Origin of the sequence: Zavarzinella sp., from assembly GCA_041399155.1 — a bacterium.
Classification (GTDB): domain Bacteria; phylum Planctomycetota; class Planctomycetia; order Gemmatales; family Gemmataceae; genus JAWKTI01.
In genome coordinates, this window is sequence record JAWKTI010000001.1 from 1,878,906 (window position 1) to 1,899,928 (window position 21,023).

Consider the following 21,023-nt stretch of genomic DNA (forward strand, 5'->3'; position numbering starts at 1 on the left):
ATGTGGGATCTGATGTTGAAAAATGTTTTCAACGAAGTCGAAATTGCCTGGGCGATTAGTTGATAACTCAGGAATAGTACTGAACTGAATTACAAAAACTACTTCTTCGCGGGACTACGGAACAGATCTTCGATGGCAGCATCCGTCAGTTCTTCCAGACCATGGTTTTCATCCAGAATCAATGCGGTGTTGCTGGGAGTAATAAATACCAGATAGTTCCCCAAAGCAAACACTTCTTTCATTTCTGGCTGGGCTTGGAGAATTTTGAAGTAGGCATTGCTTTGCGACTTGACTGCCACCGTTTTCATGTTGGCTGAAAACCGTTCGTCAATCCACAGGCCACCAACCTCAATGCAGTTTCTTCCTTGCACTCGACGATTCGCTGTGGGAGTCAGGCGGGTTTGATTTCGCAAATTATTGGCAACAATTGCCACGTTGACACCCACGGCACCGGACTGTGCCTGGCGGTAATTGCCAGAGTTCAATAACTTTCCTGCCAGTGTCAGATCTCGAATCTGCACCTGGGCAGATTCCAGTTCTTTTTTCACTTCCTTTGCCTGCTCTTCAAGTTGCTGCAATCCCTTAGGATCGGTTTTATTGTCTCGGCGAGCCCGATCCAATTTCTCGATATTATCATCCAACTGCTTTGCCAGTTCTTTCAAACGATCTTTTTCGTAAACACCTCGGGAAGATCCAATTTCGCCAGGCTTTTTCGCGATGTCTTTGGCAAAATCTTCTACTTTCTGATTCTTGTCCCCTGCCCCCACGACGGGTGCGGGTGCACCAGGAATACTCCCACCACCAAATCCGCCTCCGAACTGACCGCCAAACTGGCCTCCAAATTGGCCGCCAAAGCCTCCACTGAATCCACCTCCACCAAACTGACCACCAAACTGGCTATGTGATCCAGTAACTGGTTTCGTGGGGTTGGCTGGCAAACCAGCCGGAGGTGCAGGATTCTGAGCCAATGGTACTGGAGCATCAGGCACTACCAGGTAACTTGTGTAGGGTGTTGCAATTCCGTGTAGTTTTGCAAGCGAAATCAATTCATCCATTAATTCCTTGTTTTCACCGTTCAATCGAATCTGATCGAGCAGAAAAGCTACTTTGCGGCGTGCCCACAGATTCTCCACAAAGCCCCGTTCGTCTTTGGTGCGTTCTGGGAACTTGACTTCGTATTTGAACTCGTGCTTTTTACCGTTCACCTGACCGCTAAGTGTAATGGTGCCAGTTCCACTGCCAGTGTATTTGCCCAGCACCACTAATTGACTGCCATAGAACAAATCCGGCAATGACGTGGGGTACATTTCAAATAACTTGACGTTTGTGGATGATCGCAACCGCAGATCAGACATAATGGGATGGCTGATCTTGCTGTACAAGCTGGATACTTTCACTTCGATATCTTCAGCGGGTCGCACATACGTGCTGATTGCCTTGGTAGTTTCTGCCAGTTGATCCAGCAGTGCAGTATTCACATCGTCGCCCACACCAAAAGTAAAGATACGTGTGTTGGCAGTATTTTTTTCCTGCACATGCTTTAAGATATTTTCGGGCTTCATTTCACCGATCGTGGGCTGACCATCGGTGAAAAATACCATCGTAAAAGATCTACCCTTATCTGCTGTGCGTAACGTCATGGAATCGAGCAATGCTAGTTCAATTGCCGTTCCACCACCCGATCGTAAGTCATCTACCCATTTCATGGCATCTTCAATCTGATCCTGTTTTGCATCGACCAGCTGCTCGCGATACTGCCGCACTGTGGTACTGAAGCTGACCACATTAAATCGGTCTTCCGCCCGCAGATTCGCCAGACAATGCTTAATAGCCTTGCGTGCCTGGTCCATTTTTACCGCAGTCATGCTGCCTGAAGTATCGAGCACCAGCACCATATCACGGGCAACCGATTTTTCCTTTGTTTTTTCCATTTCAGGCGAAAGCAGAAACAGAAAATGTCCCGCCTCACCTGTCACATGCCGTTGAAACAGTGGGGTCAGACCAATTTCCTGATCACCCAGTGTGTAAAATAATTGAAAATCGCGATCCAAGATTGATTGCGATTTTCGGAACTCCATACGCACTTCTTTGTCGCTGCGCCGCGACAGATCAACCGCATGGGTGGGGCTATACACATGCTGAATCGCCTGTTGGGACCGAAGCACGGCAGAGATGGAAAATTCTTCCAATGTGGCCAGGGCTTTGCCATCCGTTTTCAGCGGGTAGACATACTCAACAACTTTATTGTCCTGATTGGCAATGGAAGTATAGCTGACTTTTACTTTTTGATCGTTGCGGGGCTGAATTGGAAACAACTTCAAGCGTACCAGATCCCCACCGACGTATTCCAGAAGAGCAGGGTCTTTGGTTTTGCGAACTATTTCATTGTAAATGACTGTCGCTTCTTTCGCAGGCAGCAATTCCCCATGAACTTCTTTGCCATTCACCCAGATAGTCAGTTTGTTGACACTGGCCCCCTTAGGCACCGGAAACAGGTATTCTGCTTCCAAGGCACGGTTGGTGTGGTTTCGAAATGCCTGTTCCACGGTAGTGATGGCAACCTGATCCTGAATATCGATATTAACTCGGTGGAATACCATCCCCAGTGGGGGCACTTGCTTGTCATGTGGCACAACAAGGCCACGTGAGAAGCACAATTGCTGCGTAGCAAAGACCAGCATCAGGGCGACACAATATTGGCGAATCAACATGTCCATCTCCTCTTCAAACTATCTCCCGCAAGTATAAACGAAAGCGGTGCTATTGGGGATTGCAATATTACCGGGCTGTTACGGACTGGTTACATTTCCCAGCACGTTTCAAGCAGAAGTGGTGATGAGAAAACCATGAGAAACAATAGGCTTTCCACTTTGCTCGCCGATCACTGCCCGAACGCCTTCCCACAGATATCACTGGAAGATCGCTCTTGGAAGCATGGAATTATTTCCACGCTATATTAATATATCCTCGAGCTTTCAGATTTTGGCATTTTTTTCTCGCATGGGCGTTGTTTTTGCGAAATGCATCCGTCGCAAGTGCTAATCCAATAATAAGTTACGTCAACGGAAACTTTTTTGTGAATTTTTGGAAAATTGATATCACCCCTTCAAGTTGAAGGATAATTGATAGTGTACAGAAATATGAAGATGACTCAGAAAATCTACTGCACTACAATTGTTTTAAGAAGAATTGAATTTCTTGCGATCTGTTCGAAAAAAACTTCTTAACTGGATTTATGATTTCAGGTAATCAACTACCGTTTCACGTTCGAAATATGTTCCAGTGCAAGTAACAGGGCGTGGGTGCCTTTGCGGCCATAACCCTGGGCACGGACCGCTTCGTACAATTGCTTGGCCAGTGCCAAACCAGGAAGACAGATGTTCATTTTTTCGGCTTCGGCCAGGGCAATCCCCATGTCTTTGATAAAGTGCTCTACATAGAAGCCAGGTTCAAAGTTGCGTGCCATCATCCGTGGGCCTAACACCTCCAGCGCTTTGCTGCCTGCCGCACCGACAGAAACCGATTTGAATACAGTTTCCAGGTCCAGCCCGGATTTATAACCGTAAAGCAATCCTTCGCAAACCGCAATCATATTGGCAGCAATCAAAATCTGATTCACCATTTTGGTGTGCTGTCCGGAACCAGCTTTGCCCTGGTGCACAATTGTTTTGCCCATACATTCAAAAATTGGCTGAACCGCAGCCACTACTTCTGCATCGCCCCCAATCATAATGGAAAGTGCGGCATTTTTAGCACCGACATCGCCCCCCGAAACAGGTGCATCGAGCGAAAACACCCCTTTTTCGAGCGCAGCTTTGTATATTTCTACTGCTAGAGTGGGCTCACTGGTGGTCATATCAACCAGAATTGTGCCCGCCTTACTACCCGAAAGTGCACCTTTTTCACCCAAAAAGACCTCCCGTACATCGCTGGGAAAGCCCACAATCGCAAAAACCACGTCAGAATTTTCTGCCACTTCGCGTGGGCTTCCAGCTAATTTCGCCCCCAACTCGACTAGTGGCTGGGCTTTTTCTGGCGTGCGTGTGTAAACTGTTGCCTGAAAGCCTTTTTCCATGGCATGCTGGCACATCCAGCGTCCCATCACTCCTGTGCCAATCCAGCCAATGCGAGTTTTACCAGGCTGGGCAATCACGATGCTCATTCGTTTCTCCAGTTGCATTTCGCTGTCAGGATGCTATCATGAAGAGTTCGTGAATATTTCTTACAAACTTCATGATTGCAAGTAGCGACCATTAATGCCAGATATTGTTCTTCAAAGGCCGATTGTATTGGTTCATGGGCTGTTTGGCTTTGGTCGAGTTTATCTCGGACCGATTACATTTGCTCGTTATTTTCCGGGAATTGAGCAAACATTGAACCAGTCTGGCTTGCGGGTGGGGATTCCCCAATTGAGCCTAACCCGGGGCATTGAAGAACGTGCAGTCGAGCTCCGCAGATATATCATCCGGCGATTTCCAAATGAACAAGTGCATATCATCGCCCACAGCATGGGTGGGTTGGATGCACGCCATATGATCACCCACCTGGGCATGGCAGATCAGGTCCATTCGCTGACCACGATTGGAACGCCCCACCGTGGTAGTAGCTTTGCCGATTGGTGCATTCGTTATCCAGGCCGGATTTACATGCCACTTCTGCGTGCGTTGCGGATTCCCTGCCAGGCATTTGAAGACTTGACCACGACTTCTTGCCGCCGCTTTAATGAGAATACACCCAACATTCCCAACGTTAGGTACTTTTCTGTAGCAGGAAACTGCAGCAGAGCCGTTCTGACGCCCACCTGGAGGCCGATGCACCGAATTGTGAAGGCGATTGAAGGTGACAACGACGGGGTTGTTTCCCTTTCCTCTGCTCAATATGGCGAATCCTGCGAAGTTTGGCATGCAGATCATATGAATCTGGTAAATCGGAAAAATCCCAGATTGGGAAGCACACCACGCGAACAGGATTATTTACGTCTTGCCAAAAAACTGCAACTGGTGGAAGAGAATCGGTTATAACCAAGCCGAATAAAATTAGTGAATTTTCATTCACTTATTGCAGGTGGAGTTCTTTTTCAAGTTTTACTACTGGCTTCCCACATTCATCAAGAAAACAATTTCCCACCTGCAACAATCCAAGCTTCTGTACCACTCGAATTGAGCGAGCGTTTTCCGCGTGGGCACAGGCAACTATGGACTTGGTTTTTGGGTCATTTTCGGCAATGTGCAGCAAGATAGTTGCGGCTTCTGTCGCAATACCCTGTCCCCACGCAGATTGCTGCAGGCGATAACCAATCTCTTCCGCATTGGGATCTGTCCAGCCAATTTCTGCAGCAAATTGTGCCTTGATCGCCGGTCTGATGAATATCCACCCCAAAAACTGCCCAGTGGTGCGGTCTTCAATAATTCGTATGCCATGCCAGGGATGGCTCAGGTTCAACATGTAAACAGTGCGAATACGGTCGCGGTACCAGTCAATCGTTGTCGCTGGTCGATCCCCCATGTACCGCATCACCTCAGGATCAGCATCCAGTTCAAGCAGTGACCTGGCATCCAGTTCTGTGATGTCACGCAACACCAGACGTGCGGTTAAAAGTGAAGGTTCTCTCATACTATTCCTGATTTCGCTTCGGTAACGGTTATTCACTCAGGAGAATCAGCGGCACCACCAAGTTCAACCAGTCGTTCGAGCGTGCGGGCGATTTGGTAAAGTGCCTGAAGTTCCTTTTTCTGTAATGAGGCTTTCGCCAATAACTGGCGCAAGGCGATGATGTTCTGAACGTGATGGCCATCCCACTTCGACGTGGTGCGACGCAACGATTGCTCAAATACCTGAACCAGTCTTTCAATATCAGCAATGGTCGCACTGTTTTGTTGATTCGGGGCCAATGTTGGGAGCGAATGCCAGCGGATTTGCGATAATTCGTAAAGACACACTCCCACTGCCTGACCAAGGTTCATGCTGGGATGTTCTGCCACCGTGGGAATCAGCATCCGTTGTTGGCAATATTGCAGGTGGTCTTTGGTCAGACCGTCTGTTTCCGAACCGAACAGAATGGCAAGTCCACAACCTGAAGGAAATTGACTTTCCAGATGACCCACTACCCACTTGGGCGTGGGTGAGGGCTGATCTGCTTCATTCCGAGAAATTTTGCCGGAAGTACCAATGACGTAATGAGTTGCTGCGATTGCCTCCTGCAATGTCGCTACCACTTTGGCATCACGAAGGATGTGGGTTGCTTCCCGCGCCATCATGGTCGCCTGGATATCGTGATGATTTGCCAGTGGGTCTACCAGATACAAATTGGAAAACCCGAAATTGGCCATTGCGCGGGCAGTCATGCCAATATTGCCTGCAAATTTCGGCTGCACCAGCACGATTCGACAGTTCGATTTCCAATTCAGAATTTCACCCATTACAGTTGCGACTGAGCATTGAGTTGTTGGTTATGTGAGATCTTCAATACTGGCGATGATCCGATCAATCACTTCATCGTCCGTGCGGGGGTTGAAGAACACTGCTTTCCATGCGGGCAACGTCTGACCGTGGGGATGATAACCGTAGGATCTGGTAAAACTTAAGCGGGCATCCACAGCAGGATTCATTGCAGATTCCCGCTTTTCATACATCCGCCGAATCTCGTGTAAATATTGCTCCCGTTCTTCAATGGTTAGTTCATTATTTTCAAATCGTTCAAAAATCCGCTTGGCATCCCGCCCACGTGGCAGCACCCACCAGCAAACACTTGGTCCTGGGGTATTTAAGTTCAGGACCTTGCAAAAATCAAACCGCTCGATCCGTTCTTTTAACTGACGTGCTCGCTCTATTGCCTGCACTACCAGCATCCGGTAACCTTGCAGTCCGATCCCATTCAAGGATGCCATTACCGAATAAGGACCGATACCTGGTCGGGAACACTCCAGTGTAAAAAGTGCAGGATCGTGGCGAAAATCGGCTTCTGCAAAATACGGTATCTCATCTAAGGATCGTGTGAGCAATGCCAGATCATCGCGTCGGCTGACAATAAAGGCACTTGATGGATAGTGCCCCCAGCCCATTTTGTGAAAATCGATAGTTACAGAATCAGCATGTTGAAAACCTTTGGTTGCCTGCTGCGATTTTTCTACCAATGCCAGAGTACTTGGATGAATTTCCAACGGATTTGCTGTGAGGTCATACTCTGTTAGAAAACAACTGACCCAGCCCACAGCCGCATCTGCATGCAAGTGGGGGATTGTTGCCTGATACTGCATTGCTTTGCGATTGATTACTTCTCGAATTAAAGCGATATCATCGATCCCAAAGGCATCTGTAGTGCCAAATGTCGCGATGACAAATGCCACTTTTTTGCCCGCCTGGTAGAGTTCATCCAACTTTGCTTCCAGCAGATCGATTCGCATCGCAATGTCACGATCAGTGGGAATTGCATGGAGGTTATCTACACCCATCCCCAGCCAGCCAGCAAGAGTTTCGTTGGAATAATGGCCCGCTTCAGATACCACCCCCACGAGATTGGCTTCCTGCATTCCTTTACGCATGGTGCCGGGGGCAACCTTTTCAATCCCCAATTTGCCTGCATACAAATTGGAGATGGTACCACCGATGGTAAAGACACCCCAGGGCGATTGCGTGTGGTAGAAAATGAGATTGGCCAGTGCGGTAATCGCCTTCACTTCCAGCTCATTCGATCGCAGACAGTACGTATCAACACACATGTTCGGGTTTTTCAGAACCGCAGCGAAGGTGCCTATCAGCGACGCATAATTCGGTGGGCCTTTCACATTTTCCAGATGCAACTTCGATTGCCAGTTATCGGTACCCCAGAAAAATGGAAAAATGGCATCACGTGCATCTTTCAAATTCCCAGGAAGTGTATGAATTTCAGGATTTGCCTGGGCCGTTTCATAATTTCGCGACATCACCCCACCTGGGGGCAAAGACTGCTCTGCCTCGTGGGCCAGCAGTAATTCGTTAATAATTTCTAATAACTGGGTGCGGTTGCACGTAAAAAACGTATCTACCAGTTCCTGAAAACGATCTGCATTCAATGGTGCACCCTCAATTCGCCTGAAAGGATATTATAGGATGCTGAAGCATCAGCACGCTGGCAGACAACTGAATGCTATCAATACCAAAAGTGAATTCCTGCAAACGGACTGCTTAAGTTGGTATCACCAATCCAGCGATGATCGTAGCCCATGGTAAATTGCATATGTCCTAAGTGGTAGCCAACACTCGCCCGCATGTGGGACGTGCGGGCAGATCCCAGCATTCCTGTTTCGCCCAGGATAGTTAATGACACTGGTTCAGCGACAAAAATATCTGATTGAAAGAGAAAATTAATGCCACCGTTAGTCTGGTAACGGTCTGTCAGGATATTTGCACCCATCCCCAAACGCAATAAAAACACCTGGCTTGTCAATGCACGCAAGGTGGCATTGATCGTACCGATTGTTGTAGAATCGGTACGCCCACCTGGAAGTGATTCATGGTAATAATCCCACGTGGTGCTTAAGCCCCATTGGTATGTTGCTGATTCCACTGAAACTTCACCACGCAACCGGAAAATGTCGTTAATGGGTAAACCAATTTCAGCCCCACCCCGAAATGCAATTTCGTGTAGATCGCTCTGATGTAACGATTCGATATCAGACCCACGGAGTGTGCTGTCCGTTAACAGCCAGCCATCAATCCCCGAATAAAATGGATAGGGTAAATGACCAATCCATGATCGATGATTTCCGGCAAAAACTTCATCCGCATCAGGATCATATTCCTTTGGAAGTGGTTCAGGTCCTAACAAAAAGATCCCCAGGAACAAACCATCATCATAAAACGGGTTGACATTACCCCCACTGCTGCGTCGGCGGTAATCATCATGCTGGGCATTCCGCTTTTTTCGCTCTTCCTCGTCGTTGTCTTCATCTTTCTTCGGTTTCACATCGGTGCGTACTTCCGATAGTTTACCCTGGGCGTGCAGAAGTGTTTGCATACCCGATAGGCAAGCAAACAACATCATCACACAAAAGAGCAAGCGAATTTGCATCTGTTCCCCAAAAATACAGCACATTGATTGGCGATACCTTTGAAAATGAACCGCTGCAAGATCAATCTTTGCTCAAAATTCGAGTGAAAGGCAAATTTCTCTGTTTACTTGGCATTCTTCAGGTATTTGTCAAACCAGGCAAGATCCCATTCCATCTTTGCCCGACGGTTGTTTAATTTGGATAAACCGTGGGGTTCGCCGGTGTAGGTAATCCACTCGCATGGCACGTGCAGGTATTCTTTCAACGCACGATACAGCATCTGACTATGTCCTGGAGGGCAGCGAACATCATTCCCACCCACATGAATAATGGTGGGTGTCGTTACATTCGCAAGATCAAATACTGGCGAGGTTTTCCGGTACAAATCCGGTTGTTCCCAGGGGTGGCCTTTTTTAAACACTCGTGGATAAGCCGGTTCATCGTTGAAGCCCCACTCTGCACAGGTATCCATAATTCCTGCACCACTGCTGGCAGCTTTAAACTTGATGGGCGAGTCTTTCAACGTGATCAAGCAGTTAGTGAGGTAGCCACCATTGCTCCAGCCTGCTACACCGATGCGGTTGGGATCAACAATACCTTCTTTGATCAGATGCTGGATACCTGCAATAATGTCTTTTACTTCCACATCATTTTCACGGCCGACCAAATCGGTGAGATATTTGTCACCATAACCTGTCGACCCACGATAGTTGGGGCATAGCACGGCATAACCAGCAGCGGTGAAATACCCACGGGCGTTGTGGGGGTCGAGCAATACATCCACTTTGGTCGCTGTCGTTGGCCCACCGTGAATTGCAACCACCAGCGGGAGTTTTGTTTTCCCATCCCAGCCATAGGGTAATTCCAGAATGCCACCTGGTTTGCTGCCGTCTACCGCATTCCACCGAATGTGGCTTACTTTGGGCAACTTCCAATCACTTGTTTGCGGATTGATATCTGTCAATTTCGTGGGCAGTGCTTTCTTCGCAATATCAGACACAAAGATGTCTGCGAATGCCGTATTGGTCGATAAGATCATTGTCAGTTGTTTCGTTTTGGCACTGGCATGCACACCATACACCACGTTATTTTTCAGTTCTGCTGAAACAATCGGAATAATGGACGACCCCGCAGACAATACCGGAGTCACCGTACCTTCTTTTTCCAGACAGAACAAGAGATGATCATCATCAAACCATTGAATGGGTGAACCGTAACCCTGAACATGAATTTCATCGGGCCTCGGCATCAACCCGGTAGACCATTGACTATCAGCAATGCTACCAATCACAATCTCAGCGGGATAGGCATCGAACACCGCACAGAAGGCGAACTTCGTTCCATCGGGAGACCACGCCAGCGTTTGCAGCCAGGCGTGGGGTGATGCCGCTTTTTCTCGGTAGCACGCCGTCGGTGGGGTTACTATATTGCCAGTAGTTTTCGACCAGACATCCACACGGGATCCCCCTTCCGAACGGATCACAGTATCGTCAAACGCCGTAATCATCGCAATCCGTTCGCCACCTGGTGCAACAGAAAATTCACGAATAAACCGCTGATCATCGATAATTTTCTGTTCACGCCAGTTTTTCAATGATAGTTGATGGATTGTAGAAGTGGTCCGCACGCCGTGACCGTATTCCACGGAGGTGTATTTCTTTCGCAGGTGGGCAAATTCATCCTGATCACGCGTCGTATCGTTCAATTGGTAATAAACAGTTTCAGTGACAGGGTCGTAAGCGTAATCGGCAAGGCCACCTCGCTTGCGGGTAATAGGGTGAATTTGGTTTCCAGTGATGCCCACCTGCCAGACCTGCGTGGTGCCATTGTACGGCTCCGCATCTCCACCACGTTTGCGGTTCGCCAGACAATAAATCGATTGCGAATCGCTGCTCCACTGCAAATGGCGTTCGCCTGCCTGATCAAAAGTCAGCCGTTTGGAAAGACGTTCGGAAAGACGTTTGTCTGTGGACACCACCCACAGATCGGATTTGCGGGTATTCTGGTTTTCGTCCCAACTGGCCAGAGAGTAGGCGATATATTTGCCATCCGGCGACAGCGCCACTTCGGTGGCTAACCGCAACGAAAAATAATCTTCCGGTACAATCGTGTGGGTTTGTGCCCCCACGGAAGTGGCAAAGACGAACAGAATACTGGTCATTAACAGGATGCAACGCACGATGTTCTCCCTTTGATCTTTGGAACAAAGAAAATTCTTATTGAGTTTGAAAAACAACGACATGAAAACTCTGCCGGTCATTTCCGATACTCTTATATCTCGAATTTGATCGAAATCAGAAATTTCCGTCTGAAGCCTTCCCATTTGCGGCACGTGCAACTGGAAATAATTTCACATCATATGTTAAGACGAGAGATTATGTACAAAAGTTCATTAAAAATTCGATTTTTTTTCAAAAAATGTTTCAAATTCTTTTATAGCAAGGACTTATGGCCGATAGCAATTTTCGGATTGCAAGAATTTTTGCATTTTACCAGTGAATGTGCTCCTGAACGTTGATCAAAATTTGCGAAGAACAAGTAATGTGGTGTAAGATATTTCTGAACAGGAAATCACCGATGAGCGAGCAGCCCAGGGATATTATTCGTTATTGGTACGACCCCCGAAGTGCGGGAGAAGACGGCTTGATTGGCGTGGGCGGTGATTTGACAGCTGCCACGTTGAGACAGGCTTATCAGGACGGTGTTTTTCCCTGGTTTAATGAAGACGACCCAATTATGTGGTGGTCGCCTGATCCGAGAGGGGTTTTCAGCGTCGCTGAAGGAATCTACATTTCCCACCGTCTAGCACGTCGACTTCGCACGGTTTCGTGGAAAATCACATGTAATCAAGCATTCAGCGATGTAATGCAAGCGTGTTCGGTGCGACAGGAAGGCAGTTGGATTCATGAACGAATGATTCGAGCTTACAGCAGATTTCACCGTACTGGTTTTGCCCACAGTATTGAAGTTTGGGACAGTACGGAGTTAATTGGCGGTGTCTACGGAGTTGCGGTGGGAGCTCTTTTTGCAGCGGAATCGATGTTTCATCGTGCCACCGATGCCTCGAAAGTAGCACTTGTCTACTTGATGCAGCACCTTCGAAAACAGAATTTTCTGGTGATGGATACCCAAATGACCACCCCACATACGAAATCAATGGGGGCATTTGATATCCCGCGTGGATGCTATCTTGATATTCTTGATCGACTGGCAAAAGAAAAAGACGTACATTTCCAACCAGAGCAATTTTCTGGCGAATGGAAAAATTAGTATTTCCTAACAATTCCAACTATTTTGGAAAATAAAGAGAAAACATGGTACCTTTTCCAACTTCACTTTGAACCAGAATCTTCCCACCGTGGGCTTCGACAATTCTTCGAGTAGTTGGCAAACCAAGCCCACTCCCACCTGGTTTCGTGGTGTGAAACGGTTGAAAAAGCTTTGGAATCTGCTCTGAAGGAATGCCTTTTCCGTTGTCGATCACATCCAGCACCACAAAGTCGTCTTCAAGACGTGTCTGCAAAATAATCTCCCCACCTTCTGGCATGGCCTGCTCAGCATTCATCATCAGATTTAGTAACGCCTGTTTCAGAAGTTGCTGATCAACCATGATCAACGGAATACTGGGAGAAGCGTGCAGGACAATTTCGATACCAGCCGCATTTGAAGTGGGCTGAAAAAAGTCGATCATTTCCTGAACTACGGAATGAATATCCGTTGATTGCTTGTAGAGTTGTTCTGCACGTGCGAAACGAAGAAAATCGTTCGAAATTGAAACAAGTCTCTGGCACTGGTTCAATAATCGATTGATTCGTTGTTGTGCTCGCCTTTCCTTTGGGCTTTCCGGTTGGGCAAAATCTTCTGCAAGAAGTTGCAGGTTCAGATTCAGCGTGCTGACGTGATTTTTCACCTCATGCACGAAACCCCCTGCCAGTTCCGCAATTTCGGCAACAGCAGTACCCGTGCTCATGACATCAACCAGCAAAAAGGTGAAAGTACCAGAAATCTATCAATCGTTTAGTTTACGAATCAAGCGAAAAAGTGCAAAAAGTTCCACTGCTGTTACCTGCTCAAGAAAATTATCTGGTCCGACACAACTCAATTGACAGCAATCAGCCCCCGCTGATCGGCGATCATGGCATCAAATTTCTGCAATCGTGAAGCAGTGGTCGGTTTTTGTAATAATTCGTGCAGAGTTTGAAATTTACGCACTCGTTCACCAATGACTGTAACTTCCTGTTGGCCTTCTTTTTCGTCCTTGTTCAAGTCTTTTTTCGATTCCCTGCCGTTCGATGCGATATGTGACTGGTAGCAACTGATTACCCCTTCAAATTGTTTTGCGTGAACAAGTTGGTTTTTTCATCGATTTCTAATGAATAATCACTCATTTTTTCTTTTTTTGGCGAATTTTTCCAACCTACTCAGACAAAATACTGAATTTAAGTATATATTATTTAAGTGAAAAATATTTCACTTAATTTACTTTCTGCCTACTGGACGGGCATAACTTGCTGGTAGAAGTTTGAATTAGGAAAGCTGAATGACATCGATTACAATAATACCATCCCGCTGGTTCTTTCATTAACAAATGGAATCATGAAAAAATATTCTCTCCCCATCGCACTTTTTTTCACTGCTGTTTGCCAAGTTTCCGCACAGCCACTGAAGGAACTCGATTACAATCGAGACGTGCAGCCAATTCTGAGCGAAAACTGCTTTCATTGCCACGGTCCGGATGCCAAGCAACGGAAAGGAAACCTGCGTCTGGATACATTCGGAGGTGCCACTGGCAAAGATGGTGGTGCCGTGGGGATTATTCCAGGAAAAAGCAACGGCAGTGAGTTGGTGGCCCGCATCGACAGCAAAGATCGCTTTGAAATGATGCCCCCGCCAGATTCCAATCGGAAGATGACCCCTGAACAGAAGGCAATCCTGAAAATCTGGATCGACCAGGGTGCAAAATACGCACCACACTGGGCATTCGTACCGCCAAAGCGGCCACTTGTTCCAGAAGTACCCCCAAGTAGCCAGATAAACAATCCGATTGATCAGTTTATTGTGGCTCGCCTGACCAAAGAAAAAATTAGCCAATCTCCTGAAGCGGATCCTGCAAAACTGCTGAGGCGATTGACTCTAGATCTAACTGGCTTACCACCCACGCTGGAAGAATTAGACACCTATTTGGCTGCAGATCCTGCAGATCGCTACGAAAAGGCCGTGGATCGCTTGCTGGGATCACCAAGGTTTGGTGAGCGGATGATGTGGGACTGGTTGGAATCTGCCCGTTACGCAGATACCAATGGCTATCAGGGCGATCCAACGCGGGCAATGTGGTACTGGCGTGACTGGGCATTAAATGCTTTCAATGCCAACATGCCATTCGACCAATTTTCAATTGAACAATTGGCAGGCGACTTGATGCCACAACCTACAAGGGATCAACTTGTTGCTACGGGTTTTCACCGCAACCACATGATCAATGGTGAAGGTGGTCGTATTGCAGAAGAATCTCGCGTGGAGTATGTGTTCGATCGCGTGGAAACCACCGGGACCATCTGGATGGGGCTTACCTTCAACTGCTGTCGGTGCCACGACCATAAATATGATCCGCTGCTGCAAAAAGAATATTACCAGTTGAGTGCGTTCTTTAATTCGATTGCTGAAGAAGGTGGGCCTCGTGCAGGACTAATGGAACCAACACTTTCCTTGCCCACACCCGAACAGGAAACCCAGCAACAATTGTTGCAGATAAAAATAAAAGCGCTGAAAGATGCTGTGGCACCAATGCAGGCCGAATTATTGAAGCATTATTCGAAATGGCTTTCAACAATCGATAGCAAACAACTTCCCGCACCACTTGCTAAATTATTGGAAAAATCTGCATCAACACTTACAGCAGCCGAACAACAGCAATTGCAGAAGCATTTTTTGGAATTGGATGCGGAATACAAATCGCTGCAGCAAACGATCACCAAGTTAGAGCAGAATCTGGATCAGCTCAACAAATCAATACCCAGAACGATGATTATGCGAGACCGCCTCACTCCACGTGCGACACATGTGTTGATCAAAGGTGCCTATAACCAATACGGTGAAAAAGTTTCGCATGGCGTGCCAAATGTGTTGCCACCGATGCCGAAAGACACAGGAATGAACCGATATTCTTTGGCTAAATGGATCATGGCCGATTCTCATCCCCTAACAGCTCGGGTATTGGCGAATCGATTCTGGCAGCAATTTTTTGGTATTGGCCTGGTAAAAACTCCTGAAGATTTCGGTTTGCAGGGTGAACGGCCTTCCCATCCGGAGTTACTCGATTGGCTGGCAGTGGAGTTTCGCGATAACAATTGGGATCTGAAGAAATTCCTTCGCCTGCTGGTAACCAGTCATACTTATCGGCAATCTTCCAACTACACTGGAGACATCGCTGAACGTGACCCTGAAAATCGCCTGCTCTCCCACAGTGGGCGACGACGACTACCCAGTTGGATGTTGCGTGATCAGGCGCTGGCAATGGCAGGATTACTGGTTGAGCATGTGGGTGGCCCACCAGTGCGGGGCTATCAGCCACCTGGAATCTGGGAAGATGCCACCTTCGGCCAGATCAAATATACCCAGCAAACTGGCACTGCCCTTTACCGGAGAAGCATCTATCAGTTCTGGCGTCGAATTGTCGGCCCTACCATGTTTTTTGATGTCGCCAACCGGCAGAATTGTGTTGTCCAGGTGACACAAACAAACACCCCACTGCATGCTTTAACCTTGATGAACGATGTCACCTATGTCGAAGCAGCACGGGTAATTGCACAGAACCTCATATCAACAAACGCTTCCACAAGTGACCGGATAAAACAATTGTTCCGTGAGGCAACGGCCCGCCCACCCTCAGCAGAAGAAACAGTCATTTTATTGCAGCGCTATGAGGGTTATCTGAAAACGTTCACTTCAAAGCAAGATGAGGCAAAAGCACTGCTTCAGGTGGGGGAAAGTAAACCACCAGCCAGCCTGAATGCTGTTGAATTAGCTGCGTGGACCAGTATGGCGATGCTGGTTCTGAATCTCGATGAAGTATTGAGCCAGGAGTAAATGATGCACCACAAATCACAAATTCAGGCAGAACTTACCCGGCGTGCGTTGTTCTCTAACACCGCGGGTGGACTGGGTACCTTTGCCCTGGCAGATCTTCTTCACCAAAGTGGTGCTGCCCAGGAAGCTACTACTGCGTTACCAGGATTACCTCATTTTGCCCCAAAAGCAAAACGTGTGATCTATCTTTTCATGAATGGTGCCCCACCCCACCTGGATACGTTTGATTACAAACCAAAGATGGAAAAGTTTCGTGGGCAGGAAATCCCGGATCGATCCACAAGAATCAACGATTATCCACAATGACCCAGGGTGCAAAAAAACTGGTACTTCCACCCTACCCGAAGTTTCAGCAGCATGGCAAGTCAGGTGCCTGGGTTTGCGATTTTCTTCCCCACACGGCAAAGATCGTTGACGACATTTGTTTTGTGAAGTCGATGCATTCCAGTGCGGTCAACCACGCACCTGCAATTACGTTCTTTCTGACAGGTTCGGAAATGCCAGGCCGACCCAGTATGGGTTCCTGGCTGAGTTACGGATTAGGCGATTCCAGCAAAAACCTGCCTTCGTTCTGTGTGATGACTTCTCGAGATAAAGAAGCGAGTTGCGGCCAGATTTTCTACGATTTTTACTGGGGCAGTGGCTTTCTGCCTTCCCGTCATCAGGGTGTGAAATTCCGTAGCGGTGGTGACCCTGTCTTATATTTAAGCAACCCAAACGGCTTCAGCCGTGAAGCCCGGCGGGGCATGCTGGATGATCTTGCCAAATTGAATCAGATGCACCATCAGCGGGTGCAGGATCCGGAAATTCTGACTCGGATTGCCCAGTACGAAATGGCGTATCGGATGCAGGCAAGCGTACCGGAATTAACTGATTTCAAATCAGAAACGAAGCAGGTGCTGGAGTCTTATGGACCAGATGTTATGCGAGCAGGTTCATTTGCGTACAACTGCCTGATGGCACGAAGGCTGGTGGAACGTGGGGTGCGTTTTGTGCAATTGATGCACGCTGGCTGGGATCACCACCGCAATTTGACCTACCAATTCGAAACGCAATGCAAAGATACCGATCAACCCGCTGCAGCTCTGGTACAGGACTTAAAACGCCTGGGCCTGCTGGAAGACACCCTGGTAATCTGGGGTGGGGAGTTCGGCAGAACACCATTTCTACAAGGTGATTTTGCGAACAAGAAAAACTGGGGACGCGATCACCACCCCTATGCGTTCACAATCTGGATGGCAGGTGGTGGAGTGAAGCCTGGGATCTCTTATGGTTCATCTGACGATTTTGGTTACAATGCAGTCGAAAACCGCGTTGATGCCCATGATTTTGCGGCAACTATCCTGCATCTGCTTGGAATTGACCACGAAAAACTGACTTTTCGTTTTCAAGGAAGGCAATATCGCCTGACCGATGTCCATGGCAAAGTTGTGAAAAATATCCTTGCTTAATTACGATGAATTTTCCCATAATTGAACTGATTGAATAATCAAAGGAAAAATAATGCGTTACCTCTCCATCCTCGTTTTCATCAGTCTGAATGCTTCCTGGTGCCAAAGCCAGGAACAGATGGTCGATCCGTATGATCAGTCGAAAGTAGAACTGGAAAAACTACCTCCAGCGGGGTTCAAAGGAAAACGGATTGTGCTCGTAGCTGGCACACCCAGCCATCGAGCGGGCGATCATGAGTTTTTTGCTGGCACTGCGATCCTTTGCAACCTGCTAAAGCAAACTGAAAATGTGTGGCCTATTATGGTTCGTGGCGGCTGGCCCAAAAATGAAGCTGTGTTCGACAATGCCGACGCACTGGTCTTTTACATGGATGGTCGCGGTGGACACCCCGTGGTGAAAAAAGACGACAAAGGTGACCGGATGGACCGAATTCAAAAACTGATTGATCGTGGTGTCGGCTGGGTCAATCTTCACTATGCCGTTGATTATCTTCCTGTCCATGGAAAAAGAGTACTTGGCTGGATGGGTGGGTACTATGAACCGGATTATTCCATTAACCCGCACTGGGATGCTGCCTTTCGTGCTCTGCCGAAACATCCAGTAACCAGTGGGGTGAAACCATTCGTGATCAATGATGAATGGTATTACAACATGCGTTTCGTTGAAGGGATGAAAAATGTCACACCGATTCTGACTGCAATCCCACCAGATAATACACGACGTACCGAAGCAGCCCGCATGCACCCCGGCAGACCAGAACATGTTGCCTGGACGTACGAACGCAAAGATGGTGGGCGGGGCTTTGGTTTTACCGGTGGGCATTTCCACCGAAACTGGGGGGATGAAAACTTCCGTAAACTAGTAGTGAATGCTATTCTGTGGTCGGCGAAAGTGGAAGTCCCTGAAGGCGGGGCATCAGTAAAGTTCGATCCGAAAGATCTGAACATCAATCTTGATAAGAAAGGGAAAGAAGCTTTCAAACCAATCCTGCCGCCCACACCCAAGGTGCCAGGAGAGTAATTCACACCACATTTTTTGTTGCAGGTATTCTGATGCGATTATGCCGTTTCAATGCAGACAATGTCACTCAGGTGGGCTTCTATTTTGATGATCTCGTGGTGCCAATTGACCCCATTGAGCATGAATTAGAAACACATGAAAATTGCCTGGTTGATTTTGTCAACGATCCGCTGATCGCTCAGTTATTTGAAAACATTTTGCTAAGCGGTAGGCGTACTGGCATTCCTACTGAGGATATTGAATTACTGGTGCCGATTGGTTCTCCCAGGAAAATCTTTCTGTTAGCAGGGAATTACGCGGCCCACGTGGTCGAGCGTGGGGGCATTGTTGCCGAACGGGATGAAACCTTTCCGTACGTTTTTATGAAACCCCCCAGCACCACATTAACAGCACATGGGAAACCAATTATCATCCCAGACATTGCAACCGTGGGAGTCGATTGGGAAATTGAACTGGCCGCAGTAATTGGTAAACGTGGGAAATCTATTCCCACAGACCTTGCTGCAGAACATATTGCCGGTTACACGATTGTTAACGACATTACCCAACGACAATTTCGACCTAACCCAAGCCGTAAAAAGCGAGAACGAGACACTTTTTTCGATTGGCTGCACGGGAAATGGTTTGATACGTTCTGTCCATGTGGGCCGTGCCTAGTCCGTGCAAAAGACATTTCAGACCCACAATCGCTGGAAATGACGCTCACTGTGAATGGTGAAATTCAGCAACATGGCAGCACTGGTCAGATGATCTTCAGCGTTGCTGAAATCATTTCTTTCATTTCATCGATGGTAACTCTGGAACCAGGGGATATTATCTCCACAGGCACCCCAGCTGGTGTGGGTTCTGCCAAAGGAAAATCGCTGCACCCCAACGACCAGGTGCGTGCCACCATTGCAGGAATTGGCACTTTAGCAAACATTGTTATTGGCGAATAACTTCGCAATATTGCGATAAAATAACATTGCAATTTCATAATATCGCATTTTTCTCTAGAGAATCGAAATTCTCCCACCATCGTCTAGACTAACGGTGCACATCATCCTGAAAAATTGGTTTGCAATTATTGGAGAATTTCATGTTTCGAGTTAGTTGCCTGGCTGTGGTACTTACCACGGGAACATTGTTAGCGGCAGACTGGCCACAGTGGCTGGGGCCCAATCGCGATTCGCAATGGAAAGAATCTGGCATTCTCGCCAAGTTCCCAGCAGGTGGGCCTAAGAAAGTCTGGTCGCAAAAAATCTCCGGTGGATATTCTGGACCTGCAGTGGCTGATGGAAAAGTATTTGTGACAGACTACGTCCGCACAGCAGGAGATGCAGCCAACAATCCGAGTGTGATGGCCGCTTCAGAAGGGACAGAACGGGTACTGTGCCTGGATGCAGCCACAGGCAAAGAATTGTGGAAGTACGAATATGCCTGCAAATATAAAGTCAGCTATCCCGCTGGCCCACGTTGCACACCCACCGTCAGTGGGAAACAGGTTTTCATTCTTGGAGCCATGGGCCACCTCAACTGCCTGGATGTAGAAACTGGAAAAGTAATCTGGTCGAAAGATTTTGTCAAAGATTACCAGTCACCCGTGCCCATGTGGGGCTTCACTGGCCACCCACTGGTACACAAGGATACCCTCTATTGCCTGGTTGGCGGCAGAGGTTCCTTGATTGTGGCATTCGATCGTAACACTGGCAAAGAGAAATGGAAAGCACTTGATCCTGGTGCCACAGGTTATTCTGCCCCCAATTTAATTCAAGCAGGTGGTACCGAACAACTGGTCGTATGGCACCCGAAGGCAATTGTCAGCCTGAATCCGGAAACCGGCAGCAAAAACTGGGATGTTTCTCTGGAACCACTTTATGAAATGTCGATTATGTCCCCAATGATTGAAAATGGGATTCTCTATGCAGGTGGGATTGGTGGCGTAGCAGTGGGTGTGAAACTGGACGACAAACAACCCACTGCAAAAGAATTATGGCGTGGCAAGAAAACAACATCCGTGTCTCCTGTAAACTCGAACCCAATTCTACATGACGGGATTATCTACAGCATGCACGAGCTTGGCAATTTTGTTGCCGCTGATCTGAAAACCGGCAAACGATTGTGGAGTTCGATGAAACCCCTGACTGGTAAAGAACAAGACGATTTTCGCATTAATTCGGGGACTGTCTTCATGGTGAAAAATGGCTCGCGGTACTTCCTGTTTGCGGAAACTGGTGAACTGATTATTGCAAACCTGAGCGCAAAAGGTTACGAAGAAATCGATCGCACCAAACTAATCGATACAACACATGAATGTTTCGGGCGTAAGGTGATTTGGTCCCACCCAGCTTTTGCAAACAAATCAATTTACCTGCGAAATGATAACGAAATTATCTGCTATTCCCTCGCAGAATAACACCCGATCATAAATTAGCCGATTCAGCACTACCCCGCTCC

Annotated in this window: 17 protein-coding genes; 8 read left to right on the forward strand and 9 right to left on the reverse strand. The window is 47.7% G+C overall.

The features are described 5' to 3' along the window. Window positions 1-98 precede the first annotated feature (98 nt). Together R3B84_07785 and R3B84_07790 are read right to left on the reverse strand one after the other, a co-directional pair. A complete protein-coding gene (locus R3B84_07785; protein MEZ6140455.1) occupies window positions 99-2,711 on the reverse strand; it encodes a VIT domain-containing protein in 2,613 nt (870 codons plus the stop codon). 542 nt (window positions 2,712-3,253) lie between these two features. Further along, the gene (locus R3B84_07790) at window positions 3,254-4,162 is read right to left on the reverse strand and encodes an NAD(P)-dependent oxidoreductase (protein ID MEZ6140456.1); all 909 of its coding nucleotides are present in this window, start codon (window positions 4,160-4,162) and stop codon (window positions 3,254-3,256) included. Window positions 4,163-4,256: 94 nt separating this feature from the next. On the opposite strand from R3B84_07790, the gene R3B84_07795 reads away from it, so the two are divergent. Then, a complete protein-coding gene (locus R3B84_07795; GenBank protein MEZ6140457.1) occupies window positions 4,257-5,021 on the forward strand; it encodes a hypothetical protein in 765 nt (254 codons plus the stop codon). A gap of 34 nt (window positions 5,022-5,055) precedes the next feature. Here R3B84_07795 and R3B84_07800 read toward each other — a convergent pair whose 3' ends face one another. The 5 genes from R3B84_07800 to R3B84_07820 all read right to left on the reverse strand — a co-directional run bounded on the left by R3B84_07800 (window position 5,056) and on the right by R3B84_07820 (window position 11,208). Continuing rightward, window positions 5,056-5,613 carry a GNAT family N-acetyltransferase gene (locus R3B84_07800; protein ID MEZ6140458.1) on the reverse strand — a complete coding sequence of 186 codons (558 nt, stop codon included), beginning with the start codon at window positions 5,611-5,613 and terminating at the stop codon, window positions 5,056-5,058. A 32-nt stretch (window positions 5,614-5,645) separates the two neighbouring features. Then, complete coding sequence (locus R3B84_07805; protein ID MEZ6140459.1) at window positions 5,646-6,419, reverse strand: TrmJ/YjtD family RNA methyltransferase; 774 nt, start codon at window positions 6,417-6,419, stop codon at window positions 5,646-5,648. 30 nt (window positions 6,420-6,449) lie between these two features. After that, entirely contained in the window at window positions 6,450-8,051 is a 1,602-nt protein-coding gene (locus tag R3B84_07810; protein ID MEZ6140460.1) for a pyridoxal-dependent decarboxylase, read from the reverse strand. Window positions 8,052-8,128: 77 nt separating this feature from the next. Then, complete coding sequence (locus R3B84_07815) at window positions 8,129-9,049, reverse strand: hypothetical protein (protein ID MEZ6140461.1); 921 nt, start codon at window positions 9,047-9,049, stop codon at window positions 8,129-8,131. A gap of 104 nt (window positions 9,050-9,153) precedes the next feature. After that, entirely contained in the window at window positions 9,154-11,208 is a 2,055-nt protein-coding gene (locus R3B84_07820) for a prolyl oligopeptidase family serine peptidase (GenBank protein ID MEZ6140462.1), read from the reverse strand. A 398-nt stretch (window positions 11,209-11,606) separates the two neighbouring features. Here R3B84_07820 and aat point away from each other — a divergent pair, with 398 nt between their 5' ends. Then, complete coding sequence (gene aat / locus R3B84_07825) at window positions 11,607-12,299, forward strand: leucyl/phenylalanyl-tRNA--protein transferase (GenBank protein MEZ6140463.1); 693 nt, start codon at window positions 11,607-11,609, stop codon at window positions 12,297-12,299. A gap of 19 nt (window positions 12,300-12,318) precedes the next feature. On the opposite strand, the gene R3B84_07830 is transcribed toward aat, so the two are convergent. Further along, complete coding sequence (locus tag R3B84_07830; GenBank protein ID MEZ6140464.1) at window positions 12,319-12,999, reverse strand: ATP-binding protein; 681 nt, start codon at window positions 12,997-12,999, stop codon at window positions 12,319-12,321. A 128-nt stretch (window positions 13,000-13,127) separates the two neighbouring features. Further along, window positions 13,128-13,295, reverse strand: a complete 168-nt coding sequence (locus R3B84_07835) for a hypothetical protein (protein ID MEZ6140465.1) — start codon at window positions 13,293-13,295, stop codon at window positions 13,128-13,130. Between the two features lie 330 nt (window positions 13,296-13,625). On the opposite strand from R3B84_07835, the gene R3B84_07840 reads away from it, so the two are divergent. The 6 genes from R3B84_07840 (at window position 13,626) to R3B84_07865 (ending at window position 20,982) form a co-directional block, all read left to right on the forward strand. Then, entirely contained in the window at window positions 13,626-16,115 is a 2,490-nt protein-coding gene (locus R3B84_07840) for a DUF1553 domain-containing protein (GenBank protein MEZ6140466.1), read from the forward strand. After that, window positions 16,116-16,421: a DUF1501 domain-containing protein gene (locus tag R3B84_07845; GenBank protein MEZ6140467.1), complete on the forward strand. Its 306-nt coding sequence runs from the start codon at window positions 16,116-16,118 to the stop codon at window positions 16,419-16,421. It abuts the gene before it with no gap. Further along, the gene (locus R3B84_07850) at window positions 16,418-17,566 is read left to right on the forward strand and encodes a DUF1501 domain-containing protein (protein MEZ6140468.1); all 1,149 of its coding nucleotides are present in this window, start codon (window positions 16,418-16,420) and stop codon (window positions 17,564-17,566) included. The genes R3B84_07845 and R3B84_07850 overlap by 4 nt, the downstream gene beginning before the upstream one ends. Before the next feature lie 52 nt (window positions 17,567-17,618). Continuing rightward, window positions 17,619-18,587, forward strand: coding sequence for a ThuA domain-containing protein (locus R3B84_07855; protein ID MEZ6140469.1), 969 nt, complete (start codon window positions 17,619-17,621; stop codon window positions 18,585-18,587). Between the two features lie 32 nt (window positions 18,588-18,619). Further along, window positions 18,620-19,525: a fumarylacetoacetate hydrolase family protein gene (locus R3B84_07860; protein ID MEZ6140470.1), complete on the forward strand. Its 906-nt coding sequence runs from the start codon at window positions 18,620-18,622 to the stop codon at window positions 19,523-19,525. A 140-nt stretch (window positions 19,526-19,665) separates the two neighbouring features. Then, window positions 19,666-20,982, forward strand: a complete 1,317-nt coding sequence (locus R3B84_07865; GenBank protein MEZ6140471.1) for a PQQ-binding-like beta-propeller repeat protein — start codon at window positions 19,666-19,668, stop codon at window positions 20,980-20,982. Window positions 20,983-21,023 lie beyond the last annotated feature (41 nt).

What these genes read in the sequence shown, in the direction of transcription:
- R3B84_07840 (MEZ6140466.1), top strand. Translation starts at nt 13,626, where the DNA reads ATGAAAAAATATTCTCTCCCCATCGCACTTTTTTTCACTGCTGTTTGC.
- R3B84_07855 (MEZ6140469.1), top strand. Translation starts at nt 17,619, where the DNA reads ATGCGTTACCTCTCCATCCTCGTTTTCATCAGTCTGAATGCTTCCTGG.
- R3B84_07860 (MEZ6140470.1), top strand. Translation starts at nt 18,620, where the DNA reads ATGCGATTATGCCGTTTCAATGCAGACAATGTCACTCAGGTGGGCTTC.
- aat (MEZ6140463.1), top strand. Translation starts at nt 11,607, where the DNA reads ATGAGCGAGCAGCCCAGGGATATTATTCGTTATTGGTACGACCCCCGA.
- R3B84_07805 (MEZ6140459.1), bottom strand. Translation starts at nt 6,419, where the DNA reads ATGGGTGAAATTCTGAATTGGAAATCGAACTGTCGAATCGTGCTGGTG.
- R3B84_07795 (MEZ6140457.1), top strand. Translation starts at nt 4,257, where the DNA reads ATGCCAGATATTGTTCTTCAAAGGCCGATTGTATTGGTTCATGGGCTG.
- R3B84_07785 (MEZ6140455.1), bottom strand. Translation starts at nt 2,711, where the DNA reads ATGTTGATTCGCCAATATTGTGTCGCCCTGATGCTGGTCTTTGCTACG.
- R3B84_07790 (MEZ6140456.1), bottom strand. Translation starts at nt 4,162, where the DNA reads ATGAGCATCGTGATTGCCCAGCCTGGTAAAACTCGCATTGGCTGGATT.
- R3B84_07845 (MEZ6140467.1), top strand. Translation starts at nt 16,116, where the DNA reads ATGATGCACCACAAATCACAAATTCAGGCAGAACTTACCCGGCGTGCG.
- R3B84_07865 (MEZ6140471.1), top strand. Translation starts at nt 19,666, where the DNA reads ATGTTTCGAGTTAGTTGCCTGGCTGTGGTACTTACCACGGGAACATTG.
- R3B84_07815 (MEZ6140461.1), bottom strand. Translation starts at nt 9,049, where the DNA reads ATGCAAATTCGCTTGCTCTTTTGTGTGATGATGTTGTTTGCTTGCCTA.
- R3B84_07850 (MEZ6140468.1), top strand. Translation starts at nt 16,418, where the DNA reads ATGACCCAGGGTGCAAAAAAACTGGTACTTCCACCCTACCCGAAGTTT.
- R3B84_07830 (MEZ6140464.1), bottom strand. Translation starts at nt 12,999, where the DNA reads ATGAGCACGGGTACTGCTGTTGCCGAAATTGCGGAACTGGCAGGGGGT.
- R3B84_07800 (MEZ6140458.1), bottom strand. Translation starts at nt 5,613, where the DNA reads ATGAGAGAACCTTCACTTTTAACCGCACGTCTGGTGTTGCGTGACATC.